At 61.9% G+C, this 19,123-nt stretch carries 20 protein-coding genes; 13 read left to right on the top strand and 7 right to left on the bottom strand.

Going from position 1 to position 19,123, the window contains the following annotated elements; all coding sequences use genetic code 11:
* Window position 1: 1 nt before the first annotated feature.
* From NMG46_RS23940 to NMG46_RS23920, 4 genes are all read left to right on the top strand, one after another.
* A complete protein-coding gene (locus NMG46_RS23940; protein WP_254819980.1) occupies window positions 2-532 on the top strand; it encodes an O-acetyl-ADP-ribose deacetylase in 531 nt (176 codons plus the stop codon).
* Window positions 533-647: 115 nt separating this feature from the next.
* Window positions 648-1,022, top strand: a complete 375-nt coding sequence (locus tag NMG46_RS23935; RefSeq protein ID WP_254820000.1) for a hypothetical protein — start codon at window positions 648-650, stop codon at window positions 1,020-1,022.
* Between the two features lie 71 nt (window positions 1,023-1,093).
* A complete protein-coding gene (locus NMG46_RS23930; protein ID WP_254819979.1) occupies window positions 1,094-1,429 on the top strand; it encodes a hypothetical protein in 336 nt (111 codons plus the stop codon).
* A 530-nt stretch (window positions 1,430-1,959) separates the two neighbouring features.
* Complete coding sequence (locus tag NMG46_RS23920) at window positions 1,960-3,945, top strand: acetyl/propionyl/methylcrotonyl-CoA carboxylase subunit alpha (protein ID WP_254819978.1); 1,986 nt, start codon at window positions 1,960-1,962, stop codon at window positions 3,943-3,945.
* Window positions 3,946-4,027: 82 nt separating this feature from the next.
* Here the strand turns inward: NMG46_RS23920 and NMG46_RS23915 are convergent, their stop codons facing one another.
* Window positions 4,028-5,149 (bottom strand): branched-chain amino acid ABC transporter substrate-binding protein, encoded by a 1,122-nt coding sequence (locus NMG46_RS23915; protein ID WP_254819977.1) that lies wholly within the window; start codon window positions 5,147-5,149, stop codon window positions 4,028-4,030.
* Window positions 5,150-5,524: 375 nt separating this feature from the next.
* Window positions 5,525-5,791, bottom strand: a complete 267-nt coding sequence (locus tag NMG46_RS23910; RefSeq protein ID WP_115145099.1) for a sel1 repeat family protein — start codon at window positions 5,789-5,791, stop codon at window positions 5,525-5,527.
* A 460-nt stretch (window positions 5,792-6,251) separates the two neighbouring features.
* Here NMG46_RS23910 and NMG46_RS23905 point away from each other — a divergent pair, with 460 nt between their 5' ends.
* The 5 genes from NMG46_RS23905 (at window position 6,252) to NMG46_RS23885 (ending at window position 9,869) form a co-directional block, all read left to right on the top strand.
* Window positions 6,252-6,596, top strand: coding sequence for a DUF2147 domain-containing protein (locus NMG46_RS23905; RefSeq protein ID WP_254819976.1), 345 nt, complete (start codon window positions 6,252-6,254; stop codon window positions 6,594-6,596).
* A 191-nt stretch (window positions 6,597-6,787) separates the two neighbouring features.
* Complete coding sequence (locus NMG46_RS23900; protein ID WP_254820003.1) at window positions 6,788-6,958, top strand: hypothetical protein; 171 nt, start codon at window positions 6,788-6,790, stop codon at window positions 6,956-6,958.
* 10 nt (window positions 6,959-6,968) lie between these two features.
* Complete coding sequence (locus tag NMG46_RS23895) at window positions 6,969-7,163, top strand: hypothetical protein (protein ID WP_254819975.1); 195 nt, start codon at window positions 6,969-6,971, stop codon at window positions 7,161-7,163.
* An 85-nt stretch (window positions 7,164-7,248) separates the two neighbouring features.
* The gene (locus NMG46_RS23890) at window positions 7,249-8,751 is read left to right on the top strand and encodes an AMP nucleosidase (RefSeq protein ID WP_254819974.1); all 1,503 of its coding nucleotides are present in this window, start codon (window positions 7,249-7,251) and stop codon (window positions 8,749-8,751) included.
* Between the two features lie 80 nt (window positions 8,752-8,831).
* The gene (locus tag NMG46_RS23885; RefSeq protein WP_254819973.1) at window positions 8,832-9,869 is read left to right on the top strand and encodes an endonuclease/exonuclease/phosphatase family protein; all 1,038 of its coding nucleotides are present in this window, start codon (window positions 8,832-8,834) and stop codon (window positions 9,867-9,869) included.
* 30 nt (window positions 9,870-9,899) lie between these two features.
* Here the strand turns inward: NMG46_RS23885 and NMG46_RS23880 are convergent, their stop codons facing one another.
* From NMG46_RS23880 to NMG46_RS23870, 3 genes are all read right to left on the bottom strand, one after another.
* Window positions 9,900-10,496 (bottom strand): DUF922 domain-containing protein, encoded by a 597-nt coding sequence (locus tag NMG46_RS23880; protein WP_254819972.1) that lies wholly within the window; start codon window positions 10,494-10,496, stop codon window positions 9,900-9,902.
* 111 nt (window positions 10,497-10,607) lie between these two features.
* Window positions 10,608-12,287 carry an electron transfer flavoprotein-ubiquinone oxidoreductase gene (locus tag NMG46_RS23875; protein WP_254819971.1) on the bottom strand — a complete coding sequence of 560 codons (1,680 nt, stop codon included), beginning with the start codon at window positions 12,285-12,287 and terminating at the stop codon, window positions 10,608-10,610.
* A 106-nt stretch (window positions 12,288-12,393) separates the two neighbouring features.
* A complete protein-coding gene (locus NMG46_RS23870) occupies window positions 12,394-12,576 on the bottom strand; it encodes a hypothetical protein (RefSeq protein ID WP_254820002.1) in 183 nt (60 codons plus the stop codon).
* On the opposite strand from NMG46_RS23870, the gene NMG46_RS23865 reads away from it, so the two are divergent.
* The 3 genes from NMG46_RS23865 to NMG46_RS23855 all read left to right on the top strand — a co-directional run bounded on the left by NMG46_RS23865 (window position 12,527) and on the right by NMG46_RS23855 (window position 15,014).
* Window positions 12,527-13,171 carry a hypothetical protein gene (locus NMG46_RS23865; protein ID WP_254819970.1) on the top strand — a complete coding sequence of 215 codons (645 nt, stop codon included), beginning with the start codon at window positions 12,527-12,529 and terminating at the stop codon, window positions 13,169-13,171. The two genes, NMG46_RS23870 and NMG46_RS23865, sit on opposite strands and share 50 nt — an antisense overlap.
* 37 nt (window positions 13,172-13,208) lie before the next feature.
* Window positions 13,209-14,090: a uracil-DNA glycosylase family protein gene (locus tag NMG46_RS23860; protein ID WP_254819969.1), complete on the top strand. Its 882-nt coding sequence runs from the start codon at window positions 13,209-13,211 to the stop codon at window positions 14,088-14,090.
* Window positions 14,091-14,195: 105 nt separating this feature from the next.
* Entirely contained in the window at window positions 14,196-15,014 is an 819-nt protein-coding gene (locus tag NMG46_RS23855; RefSeq protein ID WP_254819968.1) for a helix-turn-helix domain-containing protein, read from the top strand.
* Here NMG46_RS23855 and NMG46_RS23850 read toward each other — a convergent pair whose 3' ends face one another.
* Both NMG46_RS23850 and NMG46_RS30010 read right to left on the bottom strand, forming a co-directional pair.
* Window positions 15,015-15,968 carry a DMT family transporter gene (locus tag NMG46_RS23850; protein ID WP_254819998.1) on the bottom strand — a complete coding sequence of 318 codons (954 nt, stop codon included), beginning with the start codon at window positions 15,966-15,968 and terminating at the stop codon, window positions 15,015-15,017.
* Window positions 15,969-15,988: 20 nt separating this feature from the next.
* Complete coding sequence (locus tag NMG46_RS30010) at window positions 15,989-16,198, bottom strand: hypothetical protein (protein ID WP_368389318.1); 210 nt, start codon at window positions 16,196-16,198, stop codon at window positions 15,989-15,991.
* A 155-nt stretch (window positions 16,199-16,353) separates the two neighbouring features.
* Here NMG46_RS30010 and pepN point away from each other — a divergent pair, with 155 nt between their 5' ends.
* On the top strand, window positions 16,354-18,999 hold the full coding sequence (gene pepN / locus NMG46_RS23840; protein ID WP_254819967.1) for an aminopeptidase N: 2,646 nt from the start codon (window positions 16,354-16,356) through the stop codon (window positions 18,997-18,999).
* Window positions 19,000-19,123 lie beyond the last annotated feature (124 nt).

Here is a 19,123-nt window from a genome sequence, read left to right as displayed (position 1 = left end):
GATGAGCGAAATTGGCCAGAGGATTCGCATTCAAACCGGCGACATCACGAAGCTGGCGGTCGACGCCATCGTCAACGCCGCCAACTCCTCTCTTCTCGGAGGCGGCGGCGTCGACGGCGCTATCCACCGCGCGGCCGGCCCCGAGCTTGTGGCAGAATGCCGGACCTTGCATGGCTGCAAGGTCGGAGACGCAAAAATCACCAAGGGCTACAGGCTGCCCGCGCGCTACGTCATTCATACGGTCGGACCGGTCTGGCAAGGTGGCAGCAAAGGAGAAGCCGAACTGCTCGCCTCCTGCTATCGCCGGTCGCTCGAAATCGCCGCCGCAAAGGACTGCCGGACGGTGGCGTTTCCAGCGATCTCGACCGGGGCCTACCGCTACCCAAAGGATCAGGCGACGCAAATTGCTGTCGGGACCGTGAGCGCCTTCATCGGCCAGAACACCGTTCCAGAAACCGTCATTTTCTGCTGCTTCGACGAGCCGACGGCCGAATTGTATCAGCGGGTCGTTGCTGCACTCGGCAGGGTGTGACCCTGCGCGGGAGACACCCCCACCACACCTCCAGACTATTTTTTTCTTCTCGACTGGCCAGACGAAAGAATCACGGCTATTGATCATCGCAAATACCAATGGGGATTGGGCGAAGATGAGGCGGCGGGTTTTTCAGAGAACAACTGCGAATATACTTGCGGGATTGCTTATATTAGCAACGCCTGGCATCGGTGCAGCGGAGTCGCTGGCGGGAAGCAAGGGCGAGACCCGTTTCTATCCCTATTTGCCGCAGAACCCGAAGGATCCGTGTACCAGGGCCTACAAGGCCTATGTAGCGGCCGGCGGCCATTCAGCCTATGCAACCACGCCGTATTCCCGGGTGCGTTCGCTGTACATCATCCGCGGCTCGCGCTTGAACGCACCGTCACAGCAAGCTGCCGAAGAGTTGGCATTGAAATCCTGTCAGGCCACCCGCAATAGTTACAGGGTTACAACAGGCGGCGGCTGCGAAATCGCTGCCTCCAAGTAGGCAACTATTTGTCAGTATTGGGGGCTAAAATGGGTTTGGCAATGAAATGTTTATTCATTAGGCGAGCAACCATGTCGGTACTTGCACTGCTCGTGGCCTCGGCACCGACCGGCGCCGCCGAGCAGCTGGCGGGAAGCAAGGGCGACAGCCGTTTCCCGGTCTATTTTGCACCGGGCACAGTCGGAGGCTGCGGCAAACACTACAAGGGCTATGTGGCGGCTGGCGGTCACTCGGCCTATGCGATGACGCCATTCAACTGGGCAACCGAATTCACTATTTGCGGTGCTTATCTGAATGCACCGTCCCAGAAGGCTGCGGAGGCGCTGGCGTTGAAATCCTGCCAGTCCGCGCGCAGCAAGTACAAGGTCACGACTGCAGGGGCCTGCGCCATAGCTGCCTCCAAATAGACCGACACTCGTCGGCCTTCGACGTATTCAATGGGTGGGAAAAATGAAATCTATTAGCGTCAAACAAGCAGTCTTCTCGCTAATAACCGGGTTGCTTCTAATCTCGAGCCCCAATGTCGGCGCGGCGGAATCGCTGGCTGGAAGCAAGGGCGACGTCCGCTTCTACCCGTATTTTCCGGCGACCGCGGATCGGCCATGCACCAAGGCATATAAGGCCTATGTGGCGGCCAGCGGCCATTCAGCTTATGCGACCACCCCGTATTCCCGGGTGCGTTCGTTGTACATCCTGTGCGGCTCACACGTGAATGCGGCCTCGCAAAAGGCTGCCGAGGACATGGCGATGAAATCCTGCCAGGCCACCCGAAACCGTTACAAGGTCACGACCGGAGGAGCTTGCGAAATCGCGGCCTCAAAGTAGGCAGGCCTCGCTTGCCTACCCTTTGACCGCCAGACTACAAAGCAGGGCATCGCCGCAGCTCGCGTGACGAGAATTCGCGCCGTTGGTGGCAAGCTCTGCCTGTGGAGGCCCGATGTTCGCCAAGATCCTGATCGCCAACCGTGGCGAGATCGCCTGCCGGGTGGTCCGCACGGCACGCAGGATGGGTGTCCGCAGCGTCGCCGTCTATTCCGATGCCGACGCTCACGCCTTGCATGTCGAAATGGCCGACGAAGCGGTGCATATCGGCGCCTCTCCTGCCAACGAAAGCTATCTGCGCGGCGACAGGATCATTGCAGCGGCCTTGGCCACAGGTGCCGAGGCCATCCATCCGGGCTACGGTTTTCTTTCGGAAAACCCCAATTTCGTCGACCAGGTGGTCGCGGCCGGGCTGATCTTCATTGGGCCGTCGGCGGCCTCGATCCGTGCCATGGGACTGAAGGACGCGGCCAAGCGGCTGATGGAAAAGGCCGGCGTGCCTGTCGTTCCGGGCTACCATGGCGAAGCGCAGGAGATCGTGTTGCTCGCCTCCAAGGCGCGCGAGATAGGCTACCCCGTACTGATCAAGGCGCGCGCCGGCGGCGGCGGCAAAGGCATACGGCGCGTCGAGCATCCCGATGATTTTTCGGAAGCACTGTCGGGCGCCCGGCGCGAGGCGAAAGCCGCATTCGGTGACGACCGCGTCCTGGTGGAAAAATATGTCGACAAGCCGCGCCACATCGAAGTGCAGATATTCGGCGACAGGTTCGGCAATGTCGTGCACCTCTACGAACGTGACTGCTCGGCACAGCGCCGCCACCAGAAGGTGATCGAGGAGGCGCCTGCCCCGGGCATGACGCCGGCACTGCGCAAGGCGATGTCCGAGGCGGCGGTGAAAGCCGCCAAGGCAATCCACTATTCCGGCGCCGGTACCATCGAGTTCATCGTCGATGCCTCGCAAGGTCTGAAGGCCGACCGTTTCTGGTTCATGGAAATGAACACCCGCCTGCAGGTCGAGCACCCCGTCACCGAAATGGTCACCGGCATCGACCTGGTCGAGTGGCAGTTGCGGGTAGCCTCCGGCGAAAAACTGCCGAAGACGCAGAGCGAGATCGCGCTCTCCGGCCACGCCTTCGAGGCGCGCATCTATGCCGAGGACGCGGCAAGAGGGTTTTTGCCGGCGACCGGCACGTTGCACCATCTGAAATTTCCGCAGCCGGCACCGGAGGGTGCGACCATGCGCGTCGAAACCGGCGTGCGCCCCGGCGATGCGATTTCGCCGTTTTACGACCCGATGATCGCCAAGCTGATCGTCCATGGCAAGGACAGACGGGCGGCGCTCGCGGCACTTGGCGAGGCGCTGTCGCAGACCGAAATCGCCGGCTCGACCGTCAACACTGGCTTTCTTGCCGCGCTGGCCGCTGATGCAGCTTTTGCGGCGGGCGATGTCGATACCGGCCTGATCTCCAGGCATCAGCAGGCGTTGACGGCGGTTGCGCCGCCGAGCGGTGAGACGATTGCCGCCGCGGCACTTGCCGCGTCCGGTGCGCGCGACTTGCCGTCCTCGGACGATCCCTGGTTGTCGCTGGCCGGCTATGCGCATTTCCACGCTGTAGTGCGGCGCATGCTGCTGAAGTTTGGCGAGCAGGAGATCGTCGCGTGCGTGTCGGTGCGGCCGGACAGACGGTTCGAGGTGGCGCTGGAAGCGCCCTATGACAGCGTCAATTCGCATGATCTCCGTACCGCCCCTCGCCTCGCCCGCTGGCCGGGCCACGTCACCGTCTTCGAGGGCGCTATCGGCTACGATTTTGCCGTGCCGGACCCGCTGGCGCGAGCCGACGAAGCCGCCGCTTCCGGCAGCCTGCGCGCGCCGATGCCGGGCCTGGTCAAATTGGTGCGTGCGGCAAAAGGCGAGGCCGTGATCAAGGGCCAGCCGCTGCTGATACTGGAGGCGATGAAGATGGAGCACACCATTGCCGCGCCCCATGACGGGCTTATTGCCGAGATCGCCGCCGAAGGCGCGCAGGTCACAGACGGAACCGTGCTGGTTCACTTTGCCGAGGAACCACAGCTGACCCCAGTTTCCTTATCCACGAAGTGACCCCGAGCGCGTCACAAAAGGCACCGCAAAGATGAAAATGGCCAGGTTCGACCCGGCCATTTTCAATTACAACATAGTTCTATCAGGGCTGGATCGGCGCGTATTTGCCGTCATGCCACTGGTTGATGTCGTAGCTGGCGTTCTTGAGGTCGCCCTTCTCGTCGAAGGTGACCGGCCCGACAACCGTGCTGATCGGCTGGCCGTTCTTCAACGCCTCGGCGACCTTGGCCGGGTCGTCGCTGCCGGCGCGCTTGATGCCCTCGGCGAATGCCTGGATCACGGCATAGGAAAACAGCGTGAAGCCCTCCGGCACAAAGCCGCCGGCCTTGATCTTGGCGATGGCTTCCTTGGCTTCGGGCTTCGACTGCGGATCCGATGGGAAGACGAACATGGTGCCTTCGCCGGCCGGACCGGCAACCTGCCAGAATTCTGGCGAAGCGATCGAGTCCGGCATGATCAACTGGAACTTGAGGTTCTGCTCCGCCGACTGACGCAGGATCAGGCCGGCTTCGGGGTGATAGCCGCCGAAATAGACGACGTCAGCCTTCAGCTCCTTGAGCTTGGTAACGAGCGCGGAATAGTCCTTCTCGCCGGCGTTGATGCCCTCGTAGAGGATTTCATTGAGACCGTTCTGGTTCATCGTTGCCTTCACGGCATCGGCCACGCCCTGCCCATAGGCGCTCTTGTCGTGCAGGATGACGACTTTCTTGCCGGCATATTTCTTGGCGATCCAGGGACCAATAAAAGCGCCCTGCGCATCGTCGCGCGTATAGAGGCGCATGATCGTCGGCCAGCCGGCCTTCGCCGCTGCGTCGGTCAACACCGGGTTTGAGGAAGCCGGACTCATCATCAGCGCACCGGCTTCTGCGTAGACAGCGGAGGCCGGGATGCTGGAGCCCGAGCAGGCGTGGCCATCGATGAACTTGACACCATTGGCGATGATGCGGTTGGCGACCGAAACCGCCTGCTTCGGATCGCACTGATCATCCTCGATGTCGAGCTTGATCTGGCGACCGTCGACGCCGCCAGCCGCGTTGATCGCGTCGGCGGCGGCTTGCGCGCCTTGCTTGAACTGATCGCCGATGGTGGCAAGCTGCCCGGTCATCGGTCCGACCACCGAAAAGGTGATGTCGTCGGCGAAGGCGAGCGGCGCGGTCATCATCAGGCCAAATATGGCTGCGCTCAAAATACTGAATTTCTTCATGGTAACATAACTCCTCCACTCTCGCGCAGCCGCCCGGCCGCGCCTCTTCCAGAGTGGCGGGAGAATTTCATCCTTCGCCGGAGCTGTCTAGACGCATCGTCGGCGCTCGATTGGGCCTGTAACATGCGGTCACAAAGACAAAGCCGCGCCAGCCCTGTTCCGGCCGGTCGCGGCTTTTGCCATTGAGCTTGCCGGCGCATCCGCGCCGGAACCCGCTGGCCTTCCCTGTCTGTTGCACGGCTCGGCCTGATCAGCCTGCCGTGTTCTTGGTTTTGACTTGGTCGGCCATCTTGCGCGGCCTCTTTTTTTCGGGGCCAGCCGTCTGCGCGGCCTTGACCCGAAGCGTCCCTGTCGGTGAACTCAGTGCCGGCGAATTCAGTGCATCGTCATCCATTCGCGGGCTTCGCGCAGCGCCCTGGCGATCTCGACTTTCGACATGGCGGCCGACAATTCAGAACGCAGTTCCGCGGCACGGGCCGAACCCTTGATCGCGGCGATGTTGAACCATTTGTGGGCGGCGACGACATCGGTCTCGCAATCGCGGCCGGTCGCATACATCATGCCCAACTCGAAAAGGATATCGGCCTGGGCAGTTGCCCCCATGGCGCCGAAGCCGGCTTCAAGCATTTCAAAACGTGCCATTTCAAATCCCCTGTTCTGGCTCCCGAGAGCTGTCTCCGTCTGTCCCTCGGTGTCCTTGATTACCTTCGGGGGCGGCCGCTCTTTCGATGCTTTCGAGAATGCCGCGGAGGCTTGAATCCGTCGTTAAATGGCGTGCTTAATTTGAGGAAAACAAAGCTAAAACAAGAGGTAAACGCGAAAATTCGTTAAGGATACAAAGCCAGCAACTGCGCCAGTTTGCACAAAATTTGAAGAAAACTTGCGAGGCGCGGATCAAGACTCCGCTAACCACAGAAGACAAAGACGTATGCGGCCCGTTTCATTTTTCGCCGGCGCGGCCGTTCGGGAGCGGGCAAAAAACCCGCAACCCTTCCGTCGCGGCACCGCTTTTGTTTTTCCGGGAGCTGGACTAGCTTACCTTTGCGTAAGGGGCAGACGGCCGGGACGGAGCCCGATTGGACTTGCCTGAGGGAGGAAAGACATGTTTCGACACGTGAGCCTGGCCCTCGCAGCCGCAATAATGATGACCGGCGCGGCATGGGCCGATCCGATCGAAGGCAATTGGAAAACGCAAGCCGGAGCGACTGCCGCCATTTCGGGTGGCGGCGGGGCATTTTCGATTACGCTCAAATCCGGCAAATTTGCCGGCAAGAACATCGGTTCACTGAAGGTGGCCGGCGACAACAAATATGCCGGCACCATAACCGACCCCGAAACCGACAAGACCTATTCGGGCAAGGCTTCGCTTTCCGGCAGTTCGCTCAAGATGAGCGGCTGCGTGCTGGGCGGGCTGATCTGCAAGAGCCAGACCTGGCACAAGCTCTGATCGTGCCATTCCTGCCGGGGTGCGCGGGGCCAGTATATCGGTCTCGCAGCCGCGGCTCGCAATAGGTCACTGCTTTCAAGGCGGCCCGCCCAGAGATCATCAACCATTTTGAACCCCAGATGAACGCCGGCATCAGAGCCGGTTCAGCCTGGGCAAGGCATTGTCATGCGTGTTGAAGGAGACACCGCGCGATGCTTGCCCGCCGCTTCACCATCGTCTGCCTGCTGATGAGCCTGTTCGGCATGTTGTTCGCCGTCCTTGTCGCCGAGGCCGGCCGGCCGGCCCACGCCTGGGATCGCCATTTCCTGCCGGCTCGGTTGCCCGAACCAGCTTCGCCACTGAACTCGACAACGAGATATTGAAACCCACGCCATGACCCGCCTCACCGCCAATGTCGTCAAGATCCTTCGGCTTCTGCCGCGGACGGCACTCATCCTGACGGTTCTGGCGGCCCCGGTCCTGGCCGTGCCTACGATGCGCGCCGATGCCGGTTCGACCATCGAGGCGCCTGCGCTGAGAAAGTCCGGCGTCGGCTTTGTGCTGCTGGTCAGCTTGCGGCGAGGCTAGGCCGCCGGAAAGAAAACCGCCGACAGGGCGTTTTAAGACCGCCTTACCCCCTCCCAACTGCGCGCCCAACTCTCTATATTGGGTCATGGAAAAGCGAATCTATCCTCAAGCCATTGAATCGGTCGTCACGCCGGAGCCGTTCGGCCGACACAGCTTCAACGATGCCAAGAAGGCGGTCGCGGCCCTGCAGGTGCTTTACGACCGCAACACCAAGTTCCTGCGCGATTCATTTGCCGCGCTCGCCGCGGGCGGCGACAACAACAAACGCTACCGGGCCTTCTATCCGGAGATCGGCGTCACCACGAGTTCGTTCACCCAAATCGACTCGAGGCAGGCCTATGGTCACATGCCGACGCCGGGGCATTTCTCAACCACAATCACCCAGCCTGCTCTTTTCGAGAGCTATCTCACCGAACAGCTTCGGCTGATCATGCGCAACCACGGCGTTCCGGTCACGGTTTCAGAATCGACCACTCCTATCCCCCTGCATTTCGCCTTTCTCGAAGGCACGCATGTCGACGGTGCCGCTGCGGAACGCATCAAACGGCCGATCCGTGACCTGTTCGACGTGCCGGATCTCGACGGCACCGACGACCAGATCGCCAACGGTACATTCGAAGTGGGATTGGGCGAGGCACGGCCGCTGGCGCCGTTCACGGCACAACGGATCGACTATTCGCTGCATCGGATGTCGCACTATACGGCGACCAGTCCCCAGCATTTCCAGAACTTCGTGCTGTTCACCAACTACCAGTTCTACATCGACGAATTCGTCGCCCGTGCACGCGAATTGATGGCCAATGGCGGTGACGGATATGTAGAGTTCGTCGAGCCGGGCAATATCGTGACCAAAGTGGGCGACAGCGCGCCTGGTGAGGGTGCTGCGCCCCCTCGCCTGCCGCAGATGCCGGCCTATCATCTGAAGAAGCCGAATCATGGCGGCATCACCATGGTCAATATCGGCGTTGGCCCTTCCAACGCCAAGACCATCACCGACCATATTGCGGTGCTGCGGCCGCATGCCTGGGTGATGCTCGGCCATTGCGCCGGCCTGCGCAACACACAGGCGCTGGGCGATTATGTGCTGGCGCACGCCTACGTTCGGGAAGACCATGTCCTCGACGACGATCTTCCGGTCTGGGTGCCGATCCCGCCGCTGGCTGAAATCCAAGTGGCGCTGCAGGAAGCGGTCGCCGAGGTCACCGGGCTTTCCGGCTACGACCTCAAGCGCATCATGCGCACCGGCACCGTCGCCACTATCGACAACCGCAACTGGGAGCTGCGCGACCAGCGCGGGCCGGTGCAGCGGCTGTCGCAGTCGCGGGCGATCGCGCTCGATATGGAATCGGCAACGATCGCCGCCAACGGCTTCCGCTTCCGGGTTCCCTATGGCACGCTGCTTTGCGTATCCGACAAGCCGCTGCATGGCGAATTGAAGCTGCCCGGCATGGCGACCGAGTTCTACAAGCGGCAAGTGGCGCAGCATCTGACCATCGGCATCAGGGCGATGGAGAAGCTGGCTGAAATGCCGATGGAGCGACTGCATTCGCGTAAGCTCAGGAGCTTTTCGGAAACGGCCTTCCAGTAACTGCCGAATCGCATGTGTCGGTCCGGGTCAGGACATTTCGTCATCTTGATTGAGCCGCACTTCTGCCGATAGACAAAGCGATGGCACGTATTCGGGACATGACGGTTGCGCTGGCATTCGTCGCAATGCTTGCACTCTCGGCCGCGCTGGTGGCCGGGTTTTTCGGATCGCTGCATCCGGCCCTCGATTCCTTTGCTCATTTCCGCGTCCATTTTTCGGTGCTGATGGCGCTTTGCGCTCTGCCCCTGCTCGCCACCTCGTTTCGCCTGCAGGCCGCGGCCGCCTTGCTGTTTGCGATAGCCTCCTTTGCCACCACGTCGAATGCCTTGCCGCTTTCGCGGCTATGGCAGGTGCAGGCCGCCTACGAAGCCAAACCCGGTGACGAGCCAGGCTACCGCCTGTTGCAGATGAACCTCAGGTTCAACAATCCAACACCCGAGAAGGTGCTGTCGCTGATCGGCCGGACCCAGCCCGATGTGATCACCCTCGACGAGGTGTCCGAGATGTGGAAAGCAAAGCTTGGGCTGCTGTCCGGCGCTTATCCCTACCGGATCCTCTGCCCGTATCCCAATGGCGTGTTCGGCGTTGCGTTGCTGTCCAGACGACCGTTTGCCACAGGCACGGCGCCGCACTGCGACAGCCGCGGCGCGATGGCGATCGCCACGGTCGATTTTGGCGGAACCGACGTCGATGTCGGCGCCATCCACCTCACCTGGCCATGGCCGCACAACCAATCACGGCAGATTGGAGGGTTGTCTGACGAAATCGCCTCGCTTGGCGAGACGTCGATACTGGCGGGCGACTGCAACGCAGCGCCATGGAGCGCCGCTGTCCGGCGCGTCGCATCGCTTGGCAAGCTGACTGTAATGCCGTCGGTCGGGCCGACCTGGCTCTACAGAAAGCTGCCGGATTTCCTGCGCTTCGCCGGACTGCCGATCGACCAGGTTTTCAGCAAGGGCGCCATCGTTATCCGTTCGGCGTCGACCCTTGAGGACACCGGCTCAGACCATCTGCCGGTGCTGGTGGAGTTTTCGCTACGGTCGCATGAACAAAAGCCGCTCGACGAGCACCAGACGGCGACCGCGCTTGCAGCGCTGCATGGCGGGACGCGAAGCTGAAAATCCGCAGTCCAGTCTCGACCTGGCTTATTACTGGCCCACAAAAGCGCGGATGAGGTGCTCGACAGGGCCGCCGTCGCGATGCTCGTGCGCATCGAAGGCGATCTGCTTTGCCTCGTATTCGGCATAGATGGCATTGATCCGGCGCTTTGCCTCGCGACGTGCCTCGAAACAATGCGGGTCATCAGCGACTGTCAGCCCTCGAACCGACTTTTCGGTGGCCCGCATCATCTGTCTGGCGATGCGGCCATGGGTCTCTTCATGGGCGCGGACGCCAGCGAAGAACCGCTTCCAGCGCTTCTGCAGCGCAGGCGATGTGGGTGAGACCAGTTTGGGATAGGTATAGAAGAGATTGAGCGTCCCGTTGGCCTGGCGCAGGCGGCAGACGCCGTTTTCCTGATGGGCGTCGAAGGTCCAATCATCGACGCTGTAGCCGGTCTGCGCGATGGCGTGGGTCATGAAGCCGTGCTTCGGCCCACTGCGATCCATGGCCTCGATCAGGGCCGCGCCGGTGGTTCCGGCAATGTTGTAAGTTCGTGTCTTGACCAGCACCTTAGTGCCGGCCAAGGCTGCAGGGGCGCACAATGCCCCGATCGCCACAACGCTCGTCAGAACTGCCAGGCGCATCTTTCCTTCCTCCCTGTCGCCGCAGAAAGGAAACACAGGCAGGCGGTTTATTCAACAATCCTACGGTTGCGCTGCTCCTCATCTTGTTTAGTCCGGAACAAACCTTGTGACTTACATGTTCTGGTAGACCGGGCCCTCGCCGCCCTGTGGCGGCACCCAATTTATATTCTGGTTCGGGTCCTTGATATCGCAAGTCTTGCAGTGCACGCAGTTCTGGGCGTTGATGACGAAGCGCACATCCTTTGCCGCAGGATCGGCGGCGGCGTTGCCGTCCTTGTCGACCCATTCGTAGACGCTGGCCGGGCAGTAACGCGTCGAGGGCCCGGCATAGACGTCATGCTCGGAGCGCTTTTGCAGGTCCATGTCGGCGACGAGCAGATGGACCGGCTCGTTCTCCTCGTGGTTGGTGTTGGACAGGAACACCGACGACAGCCGGTCGAAGGTCAGCACCCCGTCCGGCTTCGGGTAGGCGATCTTCTGGTGCGCGGCGGCCGGTTCCAGCGTGGCGTAGTCGGCCTTGCCGTGCTTCATCGTGCCGAAGGGCGAGAAGCCGAACAGCGTGTTCAGCCACATGTCGAGCCCGCCAAGGCCGACACCGACAATGGTGCCGAAGCGCGACCATAGCGGCTTGACGTTGCGCACTTTCTTCAGGTCCTTGCCGATATCGGTGGCGCGCCAGGTGGCCTCATAGGAGGCCAGCTCGTCATTGGCGCGGCCGGCGGCTATCCCATCACAGACATGCTCGGCCGCCAGCATTCCGGAGAGCACGGCATTGTGCGAGCCCTTGATGCGCGGCACGTTGACGAAGCCGGCCGCGCAGCCGATCAGCGCACCGCCGGGGAAGGACAGTTTCGGCACCGACTGCCAGCCGCCTTCGGTGATGGCGCGGGCACCATAGCCCAGCCGCTTGGCACCCTCGAAGGTGCCGCGGATCGCCGGATGGGTCTTGAAGCGCTGGAACTCGTCAAAGGGCGACAGATAGGGGTTCTTGTAGTTCAGGTGAACGACGAAGCCGACTGCCACCTGGTTGTCCTCGAGATGGTAGAGGAAGGAGCCGCCGCCGGTCTTCATATCGAGCGGCCAGCCGAAGGAATGCTGCACAAGGCCCGGCCGGTGGTTTTCCGGTTTGACCTGCCAGAGTTCCTTGAGGCCGATGCCGTATTTTCCTGGCTCGCGGCCGTCGGAAAGGTGGTATTTGCCGATCAGCTGCTTGGCGAGCGAGCCACGCGCGCCCTCACCGATCAAGACATATTTGCCCATCAGCGCCATGCCCGGCGCAAAGCCCGGACCGTGCGTGCCGTCCTTCTCGACGCCCATGTCGCCGGTGACGACGCCGGTGACCGCACCGGCCTCGTTGTAGAGCAGGCCGACCGCGGCAAAGCCCGGATAGATCTCGACGCCCAGCGCCTCGGCCTTGGTCGCCAGCCAGCGGCAGACATTGCCGAGCGAGACGATATAGTTGCCGTGATTGTTCATCAGCGGCGGCATCAGGATATTGGGCAGACGGAACGAACCGGCGGGGCCGAGAACCAGGAAATGGTCGTCGGTGACCGGTGTCCTGAAGGGATGACCCTCCTCTTCGCGCCAGCCGGGCAGCAGCCGGTCGATGCCGATCGGATCGACGACGGCGCCGGACAGGATGTGCGCGCCGACTTCGCCGCCCTTTTCCAGCACGACGACGGAAAGCTCGGGATTGACCTGCTTGAGACGGATCGCGGCGGCGAGGCCGGCCGGGCCGGCGCCGACGATGACCACGTCGAATTCCATGCTTTCGCGTTCGATATCGCTCATCGACCCCTCACTGGCTCGCTATTCCCGGCATCTTGCTGGCTCACGCGCTGCATAGCGCATCAAATAGCGACGGGAAACCGGCGCGGACGTGACAATACCGATTTCGTCAAAAAGTCGCGTCCTGCCACACAGATTCGCGGTGGCGAGCATCAATCTTCAATCCTATTCCGTTTGCACAGATATGTCGCACTGATGTTTTTAATTGTTCGACGGCTTGCTTATCGGCCATACTTCCCGCCATGCGCATATTCAGGCCGGCTGGCTTTTCATCGACGCGCTTTTTTTTCACGCCCGGCCGGATTTGCCGTGCGGCGCTGTTGGCGCTTCTGCCACTGACGACCCCCGATGCCCATGCCGAGCAGCAACTGGTCTGGGCGACCGGCGCCTATTCCTTTTCCGACGAGCGCGGCGGCTTCCGCATCACCGGGGCTTCCGGCATCGGCACGAAAGAGGATCCGCTGGTCATCACCGAAGAGCTGAATTCAGCGACGCCGGTAACGCTGGCCATTCGCACGACAAAGCCGATCCAGCCGTTCGGCAAGGCGGGAGACTTCGCCAATGGTCTGATGTATATGCGCATCGACGTGCTCAACAATAGCGGCCAGGCCTGGGTCGAGTTCCAGTTCGAACTCCAGGAGATCCTCGACCAGCCGAGCGTGTTCGGCGACGGCCTGTCGTTTGACCAGCGCAACAAAACGCCTGAAAATATCTGGTCGAGCAGCTACGCCGATTTCGACCGCAATTTCGAACCGTATGACCGCCTGCTGTTCAAGAACGGCAAGATCGACCCGCTGAAGACCGCCAGCTTCTATTTCCTGATCACCGACTACACGCCGCGCTGGACGTTCTATCTGGTGCAGGATCCGCGCATACCGTCGAGCTGAACTTGCAAATTCAAGCTTCGCGGCCGAATGTGAAACCATGACTGCCGCCCCCCACAATAGCCGAGCCGATCTCGCCGAGCTGCTGGCCTTCTATGCCACCGCCGGCGTCGACGAGGCACTTGAAGAACAGCCGGTAAATAGGTTTGCAGAAGTTAGGCCACCGGAGCGGGTGCCCGCGGCGGCCGCTCTACCGGCCGGTGAAAATGCGGCGCCACAACGCTCGACGAGCGTGTCGCGCGCCGAAATGGACGAGAGACCCAATACGGCACCGGCAGTGCGAACGTCCCCGGCCATGTCAACGGTGCCCGACGAGGCGCAAGCGGCATTGGCGCGGCAACTGGCGAGATCGGCGGCAAGCCTCGACGAGCTTCGCCAGCACATGGCGGCATTCGACGGCTGCAATCTCAAATTCACCGCCAAGAACCTTGTGTTCGCCGACGGCAATCCGACTGCCGAGGTGATGCTGGTCGGCGAAGCGCCGGGTCGCGATGAGGACATAGAGGGCTTGCCGTTCGTTGGACGGTCCGGCCGGCTGCTCGACCGCATGCTGGCCGCGATTGGTCTTGACCGGACGTCCGTCTACATCGCCAATGTTATTCCCTGGCGGCCGCCGGGCAACCGCACGCCGACCCCGCACGAGACCGAGATCTGCCGGCCGTTCATCGAGCGGCAGATCGAGTTGGTCAATCCGAAGGTGCTGGTCAATCTCGGTGGCCCGTCGGCAAAGACCCTGCTCCACACCTCCGAAGGCATATTGCGGCTGCGCGGCAACTGGCGCGTCCACACGACCCCGTCCGGCGTCGCCATTCCTGCCATGCCGACCCTGCATCCGGCCTATTTGCTGAGAACGCCGGCGCACAAGAAGCTGGCGTGGCGGGATTTCCTCGAAGTGAAGGCGAAGTTGCGGGCGCTTGGGTAATGGTGCAGAGCGCGTCTTCAGTTCTCCCCTTGCGAGAAAGGAAGGGCGGCATCATGACTTCGCAGGTAATTGAAATGCGCCCACTGCCGGCCTAGTCATCTCGTTATGACAGCAGCCCAGATTTCCGCCGGCACTCTCATTCGCGAATGGCGTACACGCCGGCGCATGAGCCAGCTCGACCTCGCTATGGAGGCCGAGATCTCGCAGCGGCATCTGAGTTTCGTTGAAAGCGGCCGCGCCGCACCCTCGCGTGACATGGTGCTGCATCTGGCGGAGCAGCTTTCGATCCCGCTCAGGCAGCGCAACCAGCTGCTACTGGCCGCCGGCTTTGCCCCGAGCTTCGGCGAACGACCACTTGACGATGCCTCGATGGCACCGGCGATGGCGGCGGTCGAGACCGTGCTCAAGGCGCACGAGCCGTTCCCGGCGCTTACCGTCGACCGGCATTGGAACCTGGTGTCGGCGAACGCCGCCATCGGCCCGTTCCTCGCCAATGTCGCCGATGCCTCCCTGCTGAAGCCGCCGGTCAACGTTTTGCGCCTCAGCCTGCATCCCGGCGGCATCGCGCCGCGTATCGTCAACCTAGCGGAATGGCGGACGCATCTTCTGGAGCGGCTGAAGCGGCAGAACGACGCTACCGCCGATCCGGTTCTTGTCGAGCTCGAGCGCGAGCTTCGGGCCTATCCGTCCGGCCTTAGAGGCAGCCGGCCGGCGCCGGTCGAACCGAACGCGATTGTCCATCCGCTCAAGCTTGCCCATGGCGACGCGGTGCTGTCGTTCATCAGCACCATCACCGTGTTCGGCACGCCGCTCGACGTGACGCTGTCGGAGCTGGCGATCGAATCTTTTTTCCCTGCTGACGAGCAGACGCGGGCGGTGCTGGTGCGGCTGGCGAAAGAGCGGACTGACGCAGCGGAGCCGTGATCACCCTTCCGGCGCGACGGCCTTGCGGGTGCGGGTGCGTTCGAGACCCAGCTGGCGCTCGCGCCAGATGATGAAAATCCCCGCCGCAACCACGATCATGCCGCCGACCAGCATGTTGATCGTGGCGACGTCGCCAAAGACCAGATACCCGACGACGACGCCGAGGATCATCGAAGTGTATTCGAAGGGTGCCACGACGGAAGCCTCGGCATGGCGATAGGCCGAGGTCATCAGGATCTGGCCAAGCCCGCCGCAAAAACCCGCGGCAATCAGAAGCCCCGCCTGCACCGGCGTCAGCGCCTGCCAGCCGAACGGCAGCGAAAGCAGCGCCATGACGCTCGCGGTTACCGAAAACCACAGCACGATGGTCGCCGTCCGCTCGCTCTGGACGAGGTTACGAACCAGGAGCATGGCGATGGCCGAGATCGCCGCGGCTATGAGGGCGGCGATGACGCCGAGCACCTCCTGATCGCCAAGGGCAGCGCCCGAACTGAGCAGCGTCAGTTCCGGCCATGAGATGATCAGCACCCCGACCAGGCCGACGGCAACCGCACTCCAGCGATATATGCGGATGGCTTCGCCGAGGAAGATCGAACTGAACACCACGACCAGCAGCGGCTGCGCGTAGTTCAGCGTGATCGCCTCCGGCAGCGGCAGCCGCGTCAGCGCGAAGAAGCCGAGCCCCATGGCACAGACACCGACGACGCCGCGCGCAATGTGGTTGAGAGGGCGCTTTGTCGAAAAGGCGGTTCCGAGTTTTCCCTGGAAGGCGAGGAAGGCGATGATCGGAAAGATGGCAAAGAAGGAGCGGAAGAAGACGATCTGGCCCGCCGGCACGGTGCCTGCCGCCTTGATGCAGGACGACATGCCGACGAAGACCGCCACCGATACGATCTTGAGCACGATCCCGGTCAGCGTGCTGTGCTCGCCGGCAAGGTCGCCGGCAGCAAGCACCGGCAAATCCGGTCTGGCTGTCACGCCTCTTTTGCTTCCTGGATCGCCGCGCAGATGCACGCCGGCGTTGCCGGCATGATGCCGTAGGCGCGGTAGAACGCGTCGGTCACCGCATTGAGCGCGGCAGGCGTCGATCCGATCGGATCCGCCCCGGGGCCTTTGATGAAGGCCCGATCGTCGCAACGCAACACAGAGGCGCTCATCCCGAATTTCGGCGTGACGATGGTCATGGAAGCCTCGCGATGATGCTTGGAAAATGATCGCCGGAAATAGACGTCGCTGCAGTTTTGTCGAGGGAGTGTTTCGTGTAAAGAGCGCAGACTTCAAATTATTTGGACCAGCGGACCCGCCCGCCGCTCTCGGATTCGACAGGAAAAATCAAGGAATGCGCACAGATACCGGCCAGGTCTTCAAACTCGAAGACTATCGCCCTAGTGATTATCTGATTCCGGAAACCAGCCTGACTTTCCGCCTTTCGCCTGAAGCAACGCATGTCACCGCCGTGCTGACGGTCGAACGTCGCGACGAGATTGCCGCGTCGGTGCCACTGGTGCTGGATGGCGACGGGCTGACGCTCCGCAGTATCGCCATCGACGGCCAGGAACCGAGCCTTGAGGATTTTCTCGTCACGCCCGATCAACTGACAATCATCAGCCCCCCTGCCACGAGGCGCTTCCAGCTGAGAATTGAAACCGTGTTGGCGCCGGCGCAGAACGAAGCGCTGATGGGCCTCTATCGCTCCAGCGACGTCTATTGCACGCAATGCGAGGCCGAAGGCTTTCGCCGCATCACTTATTTCCTCGACCGTCCCGACATCCTGTCGGTCTATACGGTGCGTATCGAAGCGGAGCGCAATGAGGCGCCGCTGCTTTTGTCCAACGGCAACCCGGCCGGCAGCGGCGAGCTTGCCGGCGGCTGGCACTATGCGGTCTGGCACGACCCCTTCCCCAAGCCGTCCTATTTGTTTGCGCTGGTGGCCGGCGACCTCGGCAAGATCTCGGACAGTTTCGTTACCCTGTCTGGCCGCAAAGTCGAGCTCGCAATCTATGTCGAACCGGGCAAAGAGAGGCTCGCCGGCTACGCCATGGACGCTTTGAAACGGTCGATGAAATGGGACGAGGAGGCATTCGGCCGCGAATACGACCTCGATGTCTTCAACATCGTCGCCGTGTCCGACTTCAATATGGGCGCGATGGAGAACAAGGGCCTCAACATCTTCAACGACAAATATGTGCTGGCCGACCAGGAAACCGCGACCGACGCCGATTTCGCCAATATCGAAGCCATCATTGCGCATGAGTATTTCCACAATTGGACAGGTAACAGAATCACTTGCCGTGACTGGTTCCAGCTTTGCCTGAAGGAAGGCCTGACCGTTTTCCGCGACCACGAATTCTCCGCCGATCAGCGCTCGCGCGCCGTCAAGCGCATCGCCGAGGTGCGTACACTGCGCGCCCATCAGTTTCCCGAGGACCAAGGGCCGCTGGCGCATCCGGTGCGGCCGCGCCGCTACCGCGAGATCAACAATTTCTATACGGCGACGGTCTATGAAAAGGGCTCGGAAGTCGTGCGCATGATCCACACTATCCTCGGCGCAGAGACGTTCCGCGCCGGCATGGACCTCTACTTCGAACGTCACGACGGCCAGGCGGCGACGATCGAAGACTTCATCAAGGTGTTCGAAGACGTTTCCGGTCGCGACCTGTCGCAGTTTTCGCTCTGGTATCATCAGGCCGGCACGCCGAACCTGACCGTCAGTTCGGCGTATAATCCTGCGGCGCAGGAATTCACGCTCGAAATCGAGCAGTCGGTGCCGCCAACGCCGTCGGAAAGCCGCAAACGGCTGATGCACATTCCGCTTGCCTTCGGCTTGGTCGGCGCCGACGGAGAGGCGACAGCCTATAGCGGCGTGGAAGGGGCGAATGTCGAGGACGGCATCATCCATATCCGCAAACGCCGCCATGTCGTCAGGTTTTCCGGGATTGCCGAGCGGCCGGCCATGTCGCTCAACCGCGGCTTTTCGGCGCCGGTGACGCTTTCGGTCGAGCAGCGGCCCGACGACCAGTTTTTTCTGGCTGGCCACGACAGCGACGCCTTCTCGCGCTGGCAGGCGTTCAACACGCTTTTGACCGATGCGCTGATTGCAGCTTTCCGCCAGATCCTGGACTACAGGCAACCCGAATTCAGCGCCCGGTTGACCGGGCTTGCCGGCAAAATAGCCGGCGACGACGCGCTCGAACCCGCCTATCGGGCACTGGCGCTGGCGCTGCCCGGCGAGGCCGATATCGCCCGCGACATCGGCAAGAACATCGACCCCGACGCCATTTTCGCGGCACGCGGGGCGCTGGCAGTTGCGATCGCCGGGGCCAACCGCGAGATATTCTCCAACTTTTACAATCAGCTCGCCGACAATGGTCCGTTCAGCCCGGACGCGGCCAGTGCCGGGCGGCGGGCGCTGCGCAATGTCCTGCTGGACTATCTCTCCTTGCTGCCGGGAGGTGCGGAACTCGCTGCCCGGCACTTCCAATCGGCGACCAACATGACGGATCGTGCCGCGGCGTTGACCGTGCTTGCGCACCATCACCACGGCGCACCTGAGGCAACCAAGGCACTGGCCGATTTCGAGGCGAGATATGCAACCGATCCGCTGGTCATGGACAAATGGTTCCAGATCCAGGCCAGCGTGCCCGGTCCGCAAACAGTCGACGCGGTGCGCGCCTTGACCAGCCACCCAGCGTTCTCGATGGCCAACCCGAACCGGGTACGCTCGCTCATCGGTACGTTTTCCAGCGCCAACCAGACCGGCTTTCATCGCGCCGACGGCGAGGGCTACCGGCTTTTCGTCGAAACGGTGCTGCAGGTCGAAAAACGCAACCCGCAGGTGGCCGCCAGGCTGGCGACGGCGCTCAGGTCGTGGCGCTCGCTCGAACCCGTGCGGCAGGCCAAGGCAAGGGAGGCGTTGCTTTCAATCGCCAATACCGAGAAGCTGTCGGCCGATTTGCGAGACATCGTCGAGCGCACCCTGGCGTAAGCGACCTCTCCTTCTCCCCTAGTCGTGGGAGAAGGGAAGACCATCCGAAAACCCATTATTTTAGTCGATTTTTAATCTTTTTTCGCCGCACCTCTGGACAAGGCGAATCACCTTTGATTCTTTA

Source organism: Mesorhizobium sp. LMG 17147 (assembly GCF_024297145.1).
GTDB lineage: Bacteria > Pseudomonadota > Alphaproteobacteria > Rhizobiales > Rhizobiaceae > Mesorhizobium.
The sequence above is the reverse complement of the archived record's forward strand: the minus strand, read 5'-3'. Positions and strand labels throughout refer to the sequence as shown.

Coding starts and splice junctions, on each gene's coding strand:
- NMG46_RS23940 (WP_254819980.1), top strand. CDS start 2: ATGAGCGAAATTGGCCAGAGGATTCGCATTCAAACCGGCGACATCACG.
- NMG46_RS23935 (WP_254820000.1), top strand. CDS start 648: ATGAGGCGGCGGGTTTTTCAGAGAACAACTGCGAATATACTTGCGGGA.
- NMG46_RS23930 (WP_254819979.1), top strand. CDS start 1,094: ATGTCGGTACTTGCACTGCTCGTGGCCTCGGCACCGACCGGCGCCGCC.
- NMG46_RS23920 (WP_254819978.1), top strand. CDS start 1,960: ATGTTCGCCAAGATCCTGATCGCCAACCGTGGCGAGATCGCCTGCCGG.
- NMG46_RS23915 (WP_254819977.1), bottom strand. CDS start 5,149: ATGAAGAAATTCAGTATTTTGAGCGCAGCCATATTTGGCCTGATGATG.
- NMG46_RS23910 (WP_115145099.1), bottom strand. CDS start 5,791: ATGGCACGTTTTGAAATGCTTGAAGCCGGCTTCGGCGCCATGGGGGCA.
- NMG46_RS23905 (WP_254819976.1), top strand. CDS start 6,252: ATGTTTCGACACGTGAGCCTGGCCCTCGCAGCCGCAATAATGATGACC.
- NMG46_RS23900 (WP_254820003.1), top strand. CDS start 6,788: ATGCTTGCCCGCCGCTTCACCATCGTCTGCCTGCTGATGAGCCTGTTC.
- NMG46_RS23895 (WP_254819975.1), top strand. CDS start 6,969: ATGACCCGCCTCACCGCCAATGTCGTCAAGATCCTTCGGCTTCTGCCG.
- NMG46_RS23890 (WP_254819974.1), top strand. CDS start 7,249: ATGGAAAAGCGAATCTATCCTCAAGCCATTGAATCGGTCGTCACGCCG.
- NMG46_RS23885 (WP_254819973.1), top strand. CDS start 8,832: ATGGCACGTATTCGGGACATGACGGTTGCGCTGGCATTCGTCGCAATG.
- NMG46_RS23880 (WP_254819972.1), bottom strand. CDS start 10,496: ATGCGCCTGGCAGTTCTGACGAGCGTTGTGGCGATCGGGGCATTGTGC.
- NMG46_RS23875 (WP_254819971.1), bottom strand. CDS start 12,287: ATGAGCGATATCGAACGCGAAAGCATGGAATTCGACGTGGTCATCGTC.
- NMG46_RS23865 (WP_254819970.1), top strand. CDS start 12,527: ATGCGCATATTCAGGCCGGCTGGCTTTTCATCGACGCGCTTTTTTTTC.
- NMG46_RS23860 (WP_254819969.1), top strand. CDS start 13,209: ATGACTGCCGCCCCCCACAATAGCCGAGCCGATCTCGCCGAGCTGCTG.
- NMG46_RS23855 (WP_254819968.1), top strand. CDS start 14,196: ATGACAGCAGCCCAGATTTCCGCCGGCACTCTCATTCGCGAATGGCGT.
- NMG46_RS30010 (WP_368389318.1), bottom strand. CDS start 16,198: ATGACCATCGTCACGCCGAAATTCGGGATGAGCGCCTCTGTGTTGCGT.
- pepN (WP_254819967.1), top strand. CDS start 16,354: ATGCGCACAGATACCGGCCAGGTCTTCAAACTCGAAGACTATCGCCCT.